The 12,106-nt window shown below is 65.0% G+C and carries 17 protein-coding genes; 1 reads left to right on the forward strand and 16 read right to left on the reverse strand.

Annotated elements, in window-relative coordinates:
* Window positions 1-51 precede the first annotated feature (51 nt).
* From ACZ2HM_RS23875 to ACZ2HM_RS23925, 11 genes are all read right to left on the reverse strand, one after another.
* Window positions 52-366 carry a hypothetical protein gene (locus ACZ2HM_RS23875; protein WP_017183265.1) on the reverse strand — a complete coding sequence of 105 codons (315 nt, stop codon included), beginning with the start codon at window positions 364-366 and terminating at the stop codon, window positions 52-54.
* A 39-nt stretch (window positions 367-405) separates the two neighbouring features.
* Window positions 406-864 carry a DUF4262 domain-containing protein gene (locus ACZ2HM_RS23880; protein ID WP_017183266.1) on the reverse strand — a complete coding sequence of 153 codons (459 nt, stop codon included), beginning with the start codon at window positions 862-864 and terminating at the stop codon, window positions 406-408.
* A gap of 10 nt (window positions 865-874) precedes the next feature.
* Entirely contained in the window at window positions 875-1,159 is a 285-nt protein-coding gene (locus ACZ2HM_RS23885) for a hypothetical protein (RefSeq protein WP_017183267.1), read from the reverse strand.
* Window positions 1,159-1,326 carry a hypothetical protein gene (locus ACZ2HM_RS23890; RefSeq protein ID WP_017183268.1) on the reverse strand — a complete coding sequence of 56 codons (168 nt, stop codon included), beginning with the start codon at window positions 1,324-1,326 and terminating at the stop codon, window positions 1,159-1,161. The genes ACZ2HM_RS23885 and ACZ2HM_RS23890 overlap by 1 nt, the downstream gene beginning before the upstream one ends.
* 58 nt (window positions 1,327-1,384) lie before the next feature.
* Entirely contained in the window at window positions 1,385-1,921 is a 537-nt protein-coding gene (locus ACZ2HM_RS23895) for a hypothetical protein (RefSeq protein ID WP_017183269.1), read from the reverse strand.
* A gap of 92 nt (window positions 1,922-2,013) precedes the next feature.
* Entirely contained in the window at window positions 2,014-3,348 is a 1,335-nt protein-coding gene (locus ACZ2HM_RS23900; protein ID WP_017183270.1) for a hypothetical protein, read from the reverse strand.
* Entirely contained in the window at window positions 3,345-3,797 is a 453-nt protein-coding gene (locus ACZ2HM_RS23905) for a hypothetical protein (protein ID WP_017183271.1), read from the reverse strand. Before ACZ2HM_RS23905 ends, ACZ2HM_RS23900 begins: the two co-directional genes overlap by 4 nt.
* 12 nt (window positions 3,798-3,809) lie before the next feature.
* Window positions 3,810-4,454, reverse strand: a complete 645-nt coding sequence (locus ACZ2HM_RS23910; protein ID WP_017183272.1) for a hypothetical protein — start codon at window positions 4,452-4,454, stop codon at window positions 3,810-3,812.
* 224 nt (window positions 4,455-4,678) lie between these two features.
* Window positions 4,679-5,119: a DUF4262 domain-containing protein gene (locus ACZ2HM_RS23915; RefSeq protein ID WP_081490916.1), complete on the reverse strand. Its 441-nt coding sequence runs from the start codon at window positions 5,117-5,119 to the stop codon at window positions 4,679-4,681.
* Between the two features lie 146 nt (window positions 5,120-5,265).
* Entirely contained in the window at window positions 5,266-5,568 is a 303-nt protein-coding gene (locus tag ACZ2HM_RS23920) for a hypothetical protein (RefSeq protein ID WP_017183274.1), read from the reverse strand.
* 113 nt (window positions 5,569-5,681) lie between these two features.
* Window positions 5,682-6,716 (reverse strand): deazapurine DNA modification protein DpdA family protein, encoded by a 1,035-nt coding sequence (locus ACZ2HM_RS23925; protein ID WP_017183275.1) that lies wholly within the window; start codon window positions 6,714-6,716, stop codon window positions 5,682-5,684.
* Window positions 6,717-6,744: 28 nt separating this feature from the next.
* Here ACZ2HM_RS23925 and ACZ2HM_RS23930 point away from each other — a divergent pair, with 28 nt between their 5' ends.
* Window positions 6,745-7,239, forward strand: a complete 495-nt coding sequence (locus tag ACZ2HM_RS23930; RefSeq protein WP_017183276.1) for a hypothetical protein — start codon at window positions 6,745-6,747, stop codon at window positions 7,237-7,239.
* A gap of 272 nt (window positions 7,240-7,511) precedes the next feature.
* On the opposite strand, the gene ACZ2HM_RS23935 is transcribed toward ACZ2HM_RS23930, so the two are convergent.
* From ACZ2HM_RS23935 to ACZ2HM_RS23955, 5 genes are all read right to left on the reverse strand, one after another.
* Window positions 7,512-8,018: a thermonuclease family protein gene (locus ACZ2HM_RS23935; protein WP_017183278.1), complete on the reverse strand. Its 507-nt coding sequence runs from the start codon at window positions 8,016-8,018 to the stop codon at window positions 7,512-7,514.
* Window positions 8,015-8,221 carry a hypothetical protein gene (locus ACZ2HM_RS23940; RefSeq protein WP_017183279.1) on the reverse strand — a complete coding sequence of 69 codons (207 nt, stop codon included), beginning with the start codon at window positions 8,219-8,221 and terminating at the stop codon, window positions 8,015-8,017. Before ACZ2HM_RS23940 ends, ACZ2HM_RS23935 begins: the two co-directional genes overlap by 4 nt.
* 40 nt (window positions 8,222-8,261) lie before the next feature.
* Entirely contained in the window at window positions 8,262-8,873 is a 612-nt protein-coding gene (locus ACZ2HM_RS23945) for a DUF6927 domain-containing protein (RefSeq protein ID WP_017183280.1), read from the reverse strand.
* Between the two features lie 53 nt (window positions 8,874-8,926).
* Window positions 8,927-9,868 (reverse strand): ArdC family protein, encoded by a 942-nt coding sequence (locus ACZ2HM_RS23950; protein WP_145206801.1) that lies wholly within the window; start codon window positions 9,866-9,868, stop codon window positions 8,927-8,929.
* An 84-nt stretch (window positions 9,869-9,952) separates the two neighbouring features.
* The gene (locus ACZ2HM_RS23955) at window positions 9,953-12,031 is read right to left on the reverse strand and encodes a ParB/RepB/Spo0J family partition protein (protein ID WP_017183287.1); all 2,079 of its coding nucleotides are present in this window, start codon (window positions 12,029-12,031) and stop codon (window positions 9,953-9,955) included.
* Window positions 12,032-12,106 lie beyond the last annotated feature (75 nt).

Raw genomic sequence — 12,106 nt, forward strand, 5'->3', positions numbered from 1 at the left:
GGCCTGTCTGGCCACCACCCAATCGCTCCCCCTTCCCTTTGCCTGCTGGTGCTACGAGCTGGCAATCGGCGCAGCGTTGTCGCCGCGGCCGCGCAGGCCCCAGTCAGGCTCGTAGTCCGGTCCGTAGTTAGCGCTCCGCATGAATTCCGGGTCACCCGCTTCATCGACGAGATAGCCGGTCACTTCCCCGGCATAGTCCGCATCGAGCGCGCCTTCTGCGGTCGGGATAAGCCGCACACCGAAGCCCCTGGCGAAGAGTGCGGCATCTGCTGCGAGCATCGCTTCGTGATGATCGTCGGCGGAAACGGCCATCTTGACCCTGACGGTCGCATAGACGTGGACGAAGTGGGTCGGCTCGGACATCATCTGTCTCCGGTCTTGGAATGTGGGGGGCCGCCGCCGCGATCAGGCAAGCGGCACGTCGTATCCGGGCTCGCAGCCCGGCTCGCCGGGATAGGTGCCGCCCGGATCGCAGAGCAGGATCTGCAGCACGTCGTATTCCTCGTGGCGGAAGTAACGTCCTGCCTGGAGCGTATAGGCCTGCCGGGCCCCTGCGGAGGCTCGGCGCACGCGAACCGGGAAGCGGCCGCCCACGTCGATGTCCCCTTCGAGCGGCCTGCCTGCCTCGCGCATGCGCTGGCCGAGCTCGTTCACGATGCCGCCGGCAACGCGCGGGGGGAAATTGCCAATGAGAAGCAGCTCCGGCGGTCCCCGCAGCGCGTTGCCGATGGTGTAGGCGAACGCCGGCGTTTCCCCATCGGCGAAGATCAGGAAGAGATGCTGGCCGCTTTGCGCGATATTGCGCTCGATCGCAGCGTAGAACTCTCGGTTGTCGGGGATATTGGGTTGATGAGTGCGTCGCACTGATACCTCCTCACGACAGGATATCGGGTTGATTTTGCTCGAGGCATGCCCTGATCAGCGGGAGGTGGACCCAGTAACGCTGGGCGCCAGCCAGGCTGTCGACCTTAGGATCATTCGTGCCTCGCGCCTGGTAGCCCCACTTCGTGCGGTAAGCCGCGCTCTCACGATCATAGCGCTTGTAGGCGGCGTCGCTGCGCTTGGCCCATTCGGGCCATCTCCGGGCGATCTGCTCGGTAGTCATGGAGGAGCCGGACGCAATGAATGCCAAAAGGTCGAGAGGGTCGATCTTGGCCATTACAGGTCTTCCGGCTTGAACCCGTGGTGCTCGACGAGCGAATGCATCACCGCATCCCACAGCAGCTCCTTGAAGGCTGCGCGGTTTTCCAGGTCGGTGTCGTAGACGTAGAGGTCGGCCAGCTCCTGGGCCGCCTTGCCGATTCCCTGATAAAACCGGCTCCGCATCGTGTACGTTTTTGGCGAAGGTTTTAGGCATGTACGCCTCCATATCGGTTGGAGCGGTTCAAATGGCAGAGGCCGGAGCCAGAACTTCGAGATAGGCCGCTTCGACCAGTTCGGTCTTCTGACTGCGTTCGCGGGGCGTCATGTCGAGCTTCACATAAAAGCCCGCGAAATGCGTCTTCACGATCACGCCCTCGCGGCCCGCAAATCGGTCCCCGCCAACGCGCGGACGTACCCGGATGCGCACGCGGTCGCGGATCCCCGGTTCACGCACCGCGTCAATCGGCGTGGATCGCTCGGCGAGGAACAGCGCGAGCCGCGCTGTGTCGTCCAATCGGTCGGATGCGGGAGCACAGGCCCGGGCAAGGATCCGCCAGGCCCGCAGGCTCATCGCGTCGCCGGCGAGGTGACGGTCACGTGGCTCGCCTTGGCCATGATCGAGGTGCCCGGCGGAGACGTGAGCGTCGGGATCGAAGGCGAGGATCGTCGCGGCGTGATATTCGGTCTCGGTCAGTGCCACGGTTAGCCGGTCGAGCTGATCAATGAGATCGGAATCGGCGGCAACGGGGACGCGAGAGGGGGCAAGCGTATCGGACATGGTGAGTTCCCGTGTTTGAGGGGGCGAAGATCCGGTCTGTCAGCCTGCCGGCTCTTCTCTCGCGCTCCCCCTTCCCTCACCCCAGCGCCGGCTCAGGCGGCGAGCGCATCGAGAAGATCGGAAATTGGAGCGGCGGACAGGCGCGTGGCGCCGCCGAAGGCCCGCAACCGCGCGGCCATTTCCTTGCGGAGATGCGATCGATTGCCGATCACGGTTTCGGGTGAGAGCGGTTCGCCCTGCGGCGTCACATAGCGATGGGCGGGCTCGCCATCCTCAGTCTCGACCACGATACGATGGCCGCCGGCGGGCGACTTGCCGGCATAGCGGGCGGTGAATTCGCCGAGCTTGCCGGTCAGACCCTTGGCCGCCTTGCCCCACCGAATGTGACCGGCGCCGACGCTCTCGCCCGCCGACAGGCCGCGATCGAGCCATATCCGGAAATGGGCGCGCTGCTGGAGGACGGTGTTGCGCGTGCGTTCCATGGTCCGGCAGAGCGGCAGCGCACTCGCATGGGCGTCAAGGAGCGCGAGATAGCCTTCCTGGGCGGCAATCAGGACATCATCGAAGTCGCGGCCGGCAAGCAGTGCGCGGAGCTGGCGATCCAGTCGCGGATCGGATCCCGACACAACGCCGGAAGCGGCTTCCAACGGTCGAGCGTCCGGCGGCTGATTGCCGAACGCATGGAAACCGGCGCCGGAAATGATGATGACGAAGAGTTCGCCATAGCCCTGACAGGCCTGCAATGTCGGGAGGAGCACGGCGACGTCGGGCTTCGCGTCACCGCTCGGCGGGACCAGGCCTGCCTCGGGCGCGCCGAGCAGGAGCAGCCGCCGGCTCCAGCGGGCGGGCAAAGGCTCGTCGGTCGGTTTCGGCCACTCACTCGGGCGCGGCCGGCCGGTGGCAAGCAAGGGCGGCTCGATCTGGGGCGCGGCCGCTTCGAAGGCGCGCCGGGCGGTATCGAAAAGATCGTCGCGGTTGCCGCCGCCCTCAGCAAAGCCCTGATCGTAGGCGATCGTCGCGGCCGTCGAACATCCCGGCCGGCGCACCCGCGGTTCCCATCCAGCGATCGCAGCATACCAGCCATAAGCGTACTGCACCGCCCGATCCCAATCGTAGCCGTGGAGGCTGCGCGCAGACAGGATCGCGCGATCGCGATCGTCGCCCTCCCCTTTGGCGATGCGGGCTTCGGTGAAGGCGAAGTTCCGCGCCTGGCGCTCTTCCTCGGCGGCGCGCGACATAGATTCCATCACGGGCCGCAGCGCCAACGCGCGCTGTCGCATGCGCGCGAGGCGATCTTCCGGTGCCGCCGCCGCTGGCAGATCCGGAAAGTGGCGCCAGGCCTCGGCGATGACGGCGGCATGCTCCGGCCTGCGTCCTCGGGCGATCCAGGTGCCAGCATCGGCCGGGTCGAACGGCTCCGAGATCATCGGTCGGTCTCCAACCGGAAGCCGAGGCTCGCGGCGGTGAGGCTATCGCGCGCCTGGACGAGCATCTCGTAGCGTCCTGCGAGGTTTTCGCTTCGCCCGAACCGCCGCGCGTTGGGCGGCACGGACGCGACATCCAGGCGGAACGGAAGGATCCGTTCCGTCATCTCGGGAAAGGCTGCACCGAGGAGGACGGCAGCGAGACGATCGGCAACGCCATCGATGGCCTTCGCGACGTTGTGCTTGTCGAGACCGGACGCGGCCTCGAGGTGCGCCATTGGCGCGATAACATCGGGCAGACGAGCGAGGAGCCCGGCGCCGTGGCCATAGTCCGAGTGCATCGAGATCAAGGCCTGACGTTCGAGCGAGATCTCGGTGAAGGGGACATAGGTGCGGTAAGAATAGCTCGGCACGTCCACGCCGATCCTGATGCGGGTGAGAAGGATGCGCATGATTTGCCCCCTTCAGGCGACGAGCCGCGGCGCGGTGGGCGCCGCCGCGGGGAGCTTGAGTTCGCGGCGAACACGCGCGGCGAAACGATCCGGCTCGACCAGCTCGCGAACCGATGCCCAGTGGTTGCGCTCGCCGATATGATCCTGCCGGCCCTGCACCTTGCGAAAGCAGACCTCGCGGTCGGGTCCGAACGGCCCGATCGAGAGCTGCACCCACAGCGTTTCGCCGTGCAGGGTGATCTCGCCGGATACGGCCGGCCCGGCCTTGTTGGAGCGGATATCGAAGCTGCCCTCTTCAAGGCCGAGCGCCTCGGCGAGTCGTCGCAGCGCGGCGCGGCCCTCGGAGTGGAAGAGACGCTTTGCCGGTTCGTCATAGGCGACACCGCGCAAGGCGAGGGTCTTGAGCATGGGACGGTTCCGCAAATCGGCGATACGCGCCATGCAGTCCCGGCGGAGATCGGCGTCTGTGCCGCGATCGGCGCAGACCTGCGACAGATGCCGCACCAGCAGGATGACGGCGGGGTCGGTTTCGACATCGATGCCGGCGTTGCGGCAATCCGTGATCGCCGCCTGCACGGCGTGCAAGGTGGTACCGATGGTGATCAGCGCGCTGGGGTCGAGCGCTTGGCTATAGCGAAACGCCACGTCGTAGCTCATGGGGTCCTCCGGAAATCTCGAGCGGTCTTTCCACTCGCGACCCCGGCCCCCCTTCCCTTTTCAGCCTTGCCGCATGGCTTCGCGATTGGTCCGTCGCCGGAGCGCACAGATCAAGCTTGTGATGACGATAGCGACGCGCACTGCGGCAAAGCCCAGTCCCTCGCCGCCATGATCACGGCAATGATTACTGCAGCAAATCTCGGCGCGAAGGCAAAGAGATCGGGTCAAACATGCTGCACTTCATAGCGAGGGTCACAGTTCTCCTCGCCAGGGTAGCGGCCGAGCGGATCGGCAAACAGGAGCTGCACAACCGCATAGTCGGCGTGACCAAGATATTTACCCGCGCTGTCGGTATAAAACGTCATTGCCGCCGGCCCTGCGATACGTGTTTTGATCGGATAGGTACGACCCAGATCGATGTACATTCCCGGCGGCTTTCCCGCCTTGCGCATTTCGTGACCGATCTGGGCAAGGATTGTGAAAATGCGCTGTGGCATGAAGGCGCCAAGCCCGAGAAGCTCGGGGAGGCCGCGATTGGCGTTGCCGATAGTGTGGGCCTGAGAAGGTGTTCCTTCACCGTTTACGACCGCGACGACGCCTTGGCCGCAACGATCGACGCTCTCTCTGACCGCGCGGAGCAACGGTGTATCATGATGATCAATCATACGATTTTCTCCGGGAAATAGTGCTAGAAGCTGCTGCAATCAGGTGAGCGGAAGGTCACAGCGGGCGTCACAGTCGGTCTTGCCTGGACAGCTACCACGCGCTTCATGAGGAATAACCGGACAGCTCCTAAGGGGCTTTGGACAACTTACGCTCGCTTTCCGCGCCGGCGGCCGACGCCCGCCCCGATGGCGCGAGCGATGTGGCCTGCATAGACGCCGCAGGCTGCCCAATATGCTGCGACCGGCGGCTTGCGCCGCCGCCAGCTCGTCTCCGCGCGCGCCCTAGCGTCCTGCTGCAGATCCAGCAGCAGTTCCTGCAGGGCGACACGGACTTCAGGATCGAGTTCCCGTAGTCGCGCAATGGCGGGGAGCGCGAGGATGGGGTTGCGGATTTCTGCGCGGTTCGAGCGTTCGGTTGCCCGGTGCGTGACGATCGTTCCGAAGTGCATGAGGGTTCCCCAAGGCTGCAGGAGCCTTCAGGCCCCAGTTTCGTCGTCCCCGCCTTCCCGCTCTCCTTTCATGCGCGCTTCCAGGTTCTGGCGATTGAGGATGACGGGACCATTCAGCGCGTCATGCGTTCGCGATAAATGTCAGCCGCCCATTGCTCGATCCAAGGAGCGGTGGTTTCGTCATGATCGAGATCACCAAATTCGATCAGTTCGCGGATTTGCTGCCGCGCTTCCGCGATGGCCGCCTCCCATGGGTCGTCGGGTCGCGCGGGTTCAGCTACAGGCACCTGCATCGGAAGCTGGCGCTGCGCTTGGCGCATGCGCGCATGCTGGGAGCAGACCCAGAGTTCCATATGGTCCGCCACGATGGCGTCGCTCTTCGCAATGCCGCCGCGTCGCGCCGCATTCCTGGCCGCTACGCCGTAGGCTTGGCTGTCGATCGAGGCGATCCGATGCGCGAAGACCGTAAGATAAGGGATGGCCTCGCCCTTCACGCCGAAGAGGTGGAGCCGGATGCCCGGCGGTAGCACGCGATCGAGATGATCGACGACCGCCATCAGGCCTTCGGGCCCGTGGATCGGGCGCCGGCACATCGACCCGACACCGACCAGTCCGGCCCGTTCGATCGTGCCTGAAAGCGCGTCGGCGCAGCGCTCGTAGTCGAACGGCAGTCGTCCCTGGATCACCGGCATGAAATTGGTCAGGATGCCTTGATCTTCAGCGCGCAGGCGACACTCGACATTGGCGCGAATGGTGCGCGAGATCCGGTCGAGCACCTCGTCGCGGTCGCCCGCGACCTGATGCTCGACGCAGTAGTCCAGACTCGCCCACCACTGGAAGGGAAAGGCCGCGGCGAGGCGAATGTAATCGTCGATTGTCCACGGATAGCCGCCATAGGTCACCATGGCGCTGAAGCCGGCGCTGTCGAGGCTAAGGCTCTTGAGGCCGGTGGCGTTGGCGAGCGCGCTGATCCGCCAACCCGCCCACTTGCGCCAGCCGCGCTCCTTCGTCCAGCGCGAGAGCGCGTTCGCCGAGATGAGGACCGGCTGCTGCAACCGCCTGGCACGCTCGAGCAGCTTGCCGTCGGCGAGGTGTGGCAGACCCACCATGACCGTGATTGATCTTTTCTTTGGGAGCGGATCGTTCATATAATGTTCCTCATGAAGGAGAATCACCGTGTCCGCTTCGACCGCCCGCTATCTTGACCATTTCGATCTGGACGTGACGCTGCGCGATGCGGCGATCGACGAGCAGAACCGCCCGACGCGCCGGATGATCGCCAATGCGGCCATCGGCATGCATATCGAGGACGCTTTCTATTCGGTCCGCGAGCTCCGCGAGGCGGTGAGCTGGATTCACGAGGGCGAGCCGGGCGGCAAGCGCAAGCTGGCCTCGATCCTCAGCAATCCGGTGGGCGACGACTTCCAGCGCTGCATTTATTATTGCCTCGCGGGCCGCGGTGTCGTCGAGATGATCGACGATCTCATGTGGCTCGAGGAGCTGCTGGAGGCGCGCGGCCGGATCGCCGGCGACATCCATCGGCGCCGCATTAAGGCGCGGCCGCTCGTCTCGCCCTATGTCGCGGACGAGCCCGATGGGCCGATGGTGTCGGCAGCGGACGATTTCCGGCAGGGGCGTTCGTGGTGGGCGGATCCGGAGCTCGGTGTCTGAACCCGGGCTTGCCTCGCTAGATCGAGGCTTGGCTTGACCCATCGGACCGGGTCGGGTGGATAATGAGCTACGTCAGTCGAATCGAGGTTGGCCCATGGCCGGTGATTGCTGCGGAGGCGGATGCGGCGAGGAGCGTTCGCGGGACGAGAGGTGAGAACGCGTCCTGCTGATCGCCCTCGGGCTCAATGCCGGCATGTTCGCGGTCGAGATGATCGCGGGCGTCTCGGCGCAGGCGGCTTCCCTGATGGCCGACGCGCTCGATTTCCTCGTCGCTATCGCTCGCAGGTGAGACGACGCCCACGTCGCCACTGGGTGGGTTCGATCCATTCGCCCCCGAAGGCTCCGGCGCCGCGGCGCTTGGCATCCGCGAAGACTGCCGCATAGCGCGCGGCACGATCGGGATCGGCCTTGAGGAACTGGGGCTGGGGAATGGCGAGTCCCGAGCCGATCATGACTTCGCCGAGATCGCGACCGTTGACCGTGACGACGGCCACCGGCCGTCCGTAGCTTGATGGCGAGGACAGGCGGATATTGGCATCGCCGCCATGCAAGGTGCGGGCGGCAAGATCCTGCGCCGCCTTCCCGCACTCCCAGCACGCGCCCGCCTTCTGGCAAAGTTGCCGTCGCTCGAAGGCGTCAACGCCGAGAAGCCGGAAATCGGCCGCGACCGTATCGCCATCAAGCGCCCGCGCGGTAGCATTGAAGGAGGTGTCCTCGGCGGCATCGCTCGGCGTGCAGGCGGCGATAAGCAGGAGAGCCAGGGTCGGAACGCGCGTCATGCGACCATTTCAAGGACGACGAAACCCGGCGCCGACGGATCGGTGGATACGCGAAAGGGCTGGAGCGGGTCCGCCGTGCGCAAAATGCTCACTTTCCTTGGGTAATGATCGAAGATGCGCCCAGCGACGCGCATGGCGTTCTCGCGGCTGCAGAGCAGCGCGCGTTTGGGAGAGAGGCCGTCCCTGTCGATGCTGATGGTCATAAAATGATCCCCTTCGTCACGAGGATATATCGATTGAGGTTCAGGCGAACACCGTCTTGTGGACCTTGGTGACGGGCACGACCGACCAGGCGCGCTCCATGAGGCGGCTGATCCGGTAGAAACTACCGTTGGTGGGATCGCGAAGGAGGAGCTTTCGCCTGCGCTTGGACACCACGAACTCCTGCCCGACGTGACCGTCCGAGAAAGTCACCGGCGCCTCGAGCCGGATGCGATCACCGTCCGACAGTTTGCGTCCACGCCTCGCGAGATTGGCCCGGCAACGCTCCCGCCAGTCGAGAGCGTATTTGTTGTCGGTCGCCGTCAGGAGATCCAGGATATGCGCGGGACATCCATCCTCACAGGGACCCATGGATTCCTCCATATCCTTGTATCCGAGGATCATTCCCTCCTTGTCGCGAGGGTTCCATCGGACGAGGCAGACGATCGCGAAGATTTCGCCGCCGACACCGTTCGTCATCACCTGGGTCGCGGCGTAATAGACCCGGTTTCCGGGGCAGGCCGAAGCCAGGACCTTGAGCCCGCGCGAGCCGCCCTCCTCCTGCGGGCGTTCATGGGTGAACTGAGCGTCGAGATAGGATTTCGCGGATGCGTGTCCGCCGAGCGATTGGCGAGGCATGTAGAGCCAGCCCATGGTGGTGCTCCTTCGCGATATGAGTGGAATGGAAAATCGATCGGACGTGGCGATCAGGCGGCGAGAGCTGCCGCCGCCGTTGGCTCGTCCCGAACGCTGTCGTCGGCTGCGCCACCAAAGCTCTTCAGGTAAGCAAAGGCCTGCTCGGCCTTGGCGGCCGCGTGGATGATGGCGGTCTTGTCCCCGCGAAGGATGCCGAGCCAGTGTCCGACATAGCTTGCGTGGCTGTCGTGTAGGATATTCGGGAGATCCAGATCGGCGCAGCACAGCCCTGCCCCGATTTCGGCGACAAGCTCTTCAAATGCATAGGCTTTGTCGCCGAAGCGCTTGCCGAAGGTGCGAGCGAGTCTGTCGGCATGGCCCGACCAGTGGACTGTCTCATGGCACCTTGTCGATGCGTACAGATCCATGCTGCGGAACGATGTCCGATTTGGCATCTGGATATAATCAAAGGTCGGCGTGAAGTAGGCTTGGTTGCCGCCATGGCGCACATCGGCGGGGATGCCGGCGAAGAAAGCATCGATTGCCGCCTGGCGGAGGGAGGGCGCCACCGGCATCTGCGGCTCGTCTGGCGCATAGAAATAGGCGGGCAGCGCATCGATCTGGTCGGCGTTGAAGACGATGTAATGGCGAAGGAAGCGGATGTTGCGCTCCACCTCCTTGCCCGTTTCGGGATGCTCCTCCAGCTTCTTGAACGAGGAATAGTAGACCGAGATTGCGCCGGTTTCGCCGCGCCGAACATTGGCCCCGAGCGCCTCGGCCTGGCGATAGGTCATCCAGAACCGGGAACGATATCCCATCGCGTCTCCGAGCGCCCATAAATAGAGCGTGTTGATCCCCGTGTACGGAGTCCCGCAATGACGGAGCGGCCGACCGCCGCCGCCGCTTATGCGCCACGGCCTCGACCACGGTGGGACGCCTTCCTCGAGCTTGCGGATGATGAGGTCCGTGATTTCCGCGGCAACATCGCGGCTGGATCGCCGAGAGACTGGCATGGCGGGGACTCCCGAGTGGAGAGGAAAAGGAACCGCCGACGCGGGAAAGCACGCCGGCGGTCAGGACATCCAGAAGGCGAGGCTTCAGGCCGCGAGCGCGCCTTGTTCGTCAGCGTGCGGTTCGAGCCCCGTTTCGCTCGCTTCAACCGCGTCGACGGTCTCGGCATCGTCCGGCTGTTCGCCGGCACCCTCCTCGAGGTCGAGATCGTCGACGTCCACCTGGTCGCGGAACCTCATCGCGTTCGGTACCCAAGCGAGCGCCGTATCCCGAACTTCCGGCTCGACGATCGCCTCACCTGCGAAGAGCTTCGCGCAGGACTGCGAGATCTCCGTCTTCTTCATGGTGGCGTGACGGGCGGTCAGCGCGGCGCCGCCGACTTCGGCGAGCAAGGTCAGGATCGAGCCCTTGCTGACGCGGTCGAAGAAGTTCTCCGAGGTCGGCCGCCACCAGCTTGCGACGTCGACTCCCATGATCGTCGCGAGACGGTTCTGAAGCGGGCACTGATCGGCACGGTAGCTCGGCGCTTCGAGCGACATCGCGACGATATAGGCGAGCCAAGCCGCCTTGCCGTCGTCGTCAAGCGCCCGGAACGCCTCGAACCGCTCGACTTCGCTGCTGTGCTCCGTCCAGACCGCGTCGAGCCCGTCATGGGCTTCGGCCAAATAGGCTCGGGCCCGCGTCGACGGCAGCTCGCCCGATACCGGATCCTGAGGGGAGCGGGCGCGAATGGTCGAGCCGTAGGCGGCGGAGCTGCTCATGCGGTCGTCGATCATGACGAACAGCGCATAGTCGAGCGCGAGCGCCGGATGGCTGAGCAGCGTCGCGGCCAAGACGTCGCGGCGCTGCATGGCGAGCTCATCGTAGAGGCGCGCGCTGAGCGGCTTGCCTCCGGGGGCCACGGCCTCGGGACGAGGGACTGGAGCGGCGCCTTCCCGGCCTCCCCCGGTGGGACGACCGATCGTGACGCTATCCTCGCCTTCCTTCGCCTCGTCCTCGGTGCCGCCGACCCGCACCGGCTCCTCGCTATAATATTCCGTGTCGAGTACCATTGCGCCCTTGGGCGTGAGCTTGAGGAAAGCGCCGACTTGCGGCCGCAGCTCATCGGGCAACGTGGGCGCCACGTTCCGGATCGCATAATCCTCGTCGGTGAGCGCGTCATATTCCTGGTCGAGGGCCTTGCAGGCATCCTCACCGATGGAATCGTCGGCCATCTCCTCGGAAATGGCCTGTTGCCGCGCCGAGATTTCTTCGAGCCGGGTCTCCTGCTCCTCGGTGAGTTCGGGTGCAGGCAGGATGACGCGATAAAGACCAGCGGCGGCGCTGTGCGTGAAGTTGGACGCGATCGGGCGGATCCATCCAAGGCCGAGTTCCTCGCCGACGCGCTTGGCTTCCGCCTCCATGATGTCCGCGGCGAGCCGCTGCGCGATCTCGGGATTGACCCACTTGTCGCCGCTGTCGCTGAAGAGATCGCGATCGACCTTGCCGCCGGCTTCCGCGTAGCGGTCTTCGCCCACCAGGATGGCGACGGGATCGGTCGAATTCATCGTCTCGTTGGCGATGACGCGGCGGATGGTGTCCGCGTTCGAATAGCTGCTGCCGTAGCTGCTCCAGACGAGGAGCTGTTTCTCCTGGTTCTCGGTCGATGCATAGGCCTTGGCGACGTCGAGCGTGATTGAGCCCTCGCTCAGCGCTTCGAAGATCGGCTCGGCCAGGGTCGCGAGGCGCAGGCGACCTTCGACGAACCGGCGGGTCAGGCCGAAGCGCTTGGCAACGCCGTCGATGTCGCCCTTGAGGCCGATGAAATACTGGAACGCGCGGCATTCCTCGGCCGGCGTCATCTTCAGCTGATGAAAGTTCGCCGCGGTCGAGGTCTCCGACAGCGTGGCTTCGTCGCCGACCAGGACCTTGACGGGAACATCGTAAGTCTCGGGGTCGATGACGCCGCGCTCGACGAGCATCCGCAGACCGCGCAAGCGGCGCCCGCCGTCGAACACCTCGAAGGTACCGCGCGGCTTCTTCAGCGGCGTGACCAGCAGGTTCTGCAGGACACCCCGCGCCTCGATATCGGCCGCCATCTGGGGGATTTCGAGCAGGTCGTCGGGCCGCTTGCGGACATTGATGGGCGAGAGCGTGAGCTTCGCGAGCTTAACGGAAGTGGTCATGGGAAGAGCTCCATCTGGCGTCCGGATCAGCCCGAACACCAGCTTCGCTTCCCCCTTCCCTCTCTCGAGCTTCAG

The sequence above is a fragment of the Sphingobium sp. KKT206 genome (assembly GCF_055640555.1).